The organism is Ideonella sp. P3_A4, from assembly GCF_056403075.1.
The window spans coordinates 1-1,575 of record NZ_JBFUGE010000985.1; the positions used below are offsets into that span (position 1 = coordinate 1).

Here is a 1,575-nt window from a genome sequence, read left to right on the forward strand (position 1 = left end):
CCACAGTCGTTCCTCCGGTATCAGCGAAGTAGCCGCCGAGCTCCGCCGACACATCGACGTTCAGCACGTCGCCAGCCCGGATGATCCGGCCCCCAGGGATTCCGTGCGCCGCTTCTTCGTTGATGCTGATGCACGTGGACCCGGGGAAGTTGTAGGTCAGCTTCGGCGCAGACCGGGCACCATGTTCTTCCAGCAGCCGTTCGCCGAGCAGGTCGAGATCGCGGGTCGTCATGCCCGGTTCTGCGGCATCGAGCATCTGCTGCAGCACCAACGAGACGATCCTGCCGATTCGTTTCAGTGCGACGACGTCGTCTTGCGTTTCGATGGTCATGTTTGATCTCGGTGAAAGGTTGCGTGATGTCGATGTCAGTGTAGTGGCCTCGGGTCGCCGGGTGCGCTCGATCTTGCTTGGGCCTGCCTGGATCACCATGTCCAGTCGCTATGGGGTTATACGTACGACGGATGTCGTTGCCGGCGCCATCATGCGGCCCAAAAAATGGCTGACGCTTCGTCGGTCCGTTTGGCTCCTCCTTCGACAGGTTCTTCATGACACACCTCAACCGTCGCTTTTCCTTTCGTCCGCTTGGCATCGCCACCTGTGCGGTGCTAACCGTCGCGTCCTTCGGTGCCGTGGCGGGGCCGAATGACGTGGCCCAGTTCAAGGATGTCTTCAAGGAGCTGATCGAGATCAACACGAGCGACTCCGTGGGCAGCACGACGGTGGCGGCGCAGGCCATGAAGGATCGCTTGAAGGCCGCGGGGTTCTCGGGCGACGATTTCGAGGTGATCGAGCCGTTTCCTCGCAAGGGGAATCTGTTGGGTCGATACAAGGGAACGGGGGCGCTGCGTCCGTTGCTGCTGCTCGCGCACATCGATGTGGTCGAGGCCAAGCGAGAGGATTGGAAGACCGATCCTTTCAAGCTGCAGGAAGTCAACGGCCGCTACGTGGCACGTGGCGTGATCGACGACAAGGCGATGGCGGCCATCTACGTGTCCGTGTTCTCGCAGCTCAAGGCCGAAGGCTTCAAGCCGAAGCGCGACATCATCCTGGCACTCACGGCAGATGAAGAGAAGGGGGCGTCCCCCGCCAACGGCGCCGCATGGCTGCTGAAAAATCGGCGCGCTGACGTGGACGCGGAAATCGGCATCAACGAAGGGGGCCGCGGTGAAATCCGCAGCGGCAAGCCTTTCTCCAACGTGGTGCAGCTGGGGGAAAAGACCTTCGTCCAGTACGAGCTCGAAGCCACCGGCCCTGGTGGCCACAGCGCCCGCCCCACACCCGACAACACCATCTACGAGCTGGCCGAAGCGCTGCTGCGCTTGCGCGCCCATGGGTTCGCGCCCGACCTCAGTCCGGCAGCGCTGACCTATTTCGCGCGCAGCGCCCCGCTGCAAGAAGGCCAGACACGGGCCGACTTCGAGGAAGTGGCGACAGGCAAGCCCTCAGCAGCTGCCGTCGAGCGCCTCTCGCGCAAGCCAGACCTGGTCGGGTTGATGCGAACGACCTGTGTGGCGACCATGGTTCAGGCCGGCCACGCCCCCAACGCGCTGGCCCAAAGCGCCAAGGCCGTGATC

2 protein-coding genes are annotated in these 1,575 nt (G+C 63.2%); one reads left to right on the forward strand and one right to left on the reverse strand.

The window, feature by feature from the left end; genetic code table 11:
* On the reverse strand, nt 1–331 hold a 331-nt coding region (locus tag AC1DYI_RS35110; protein ID WP_477208718.1), incomplete at its 3' end, for a M24 family metallopeptidase.
* 215 nt (nt 332–546) lie between these two features.
* Between AC1DYI_RS35110 and AC1DYI_RS35115 the strand changes: the two genes are divergently transcribed.
* Nucleotides 547–1,575, forward strand: a 1,029-nt coding sequence (locus AC1DYI_RS35115) for a M20/M25/M40 family metallo-hydrolase (RefSeq protein ID WP_477208719.1), incomplete at its 3' end; no start/stop codon positions are given.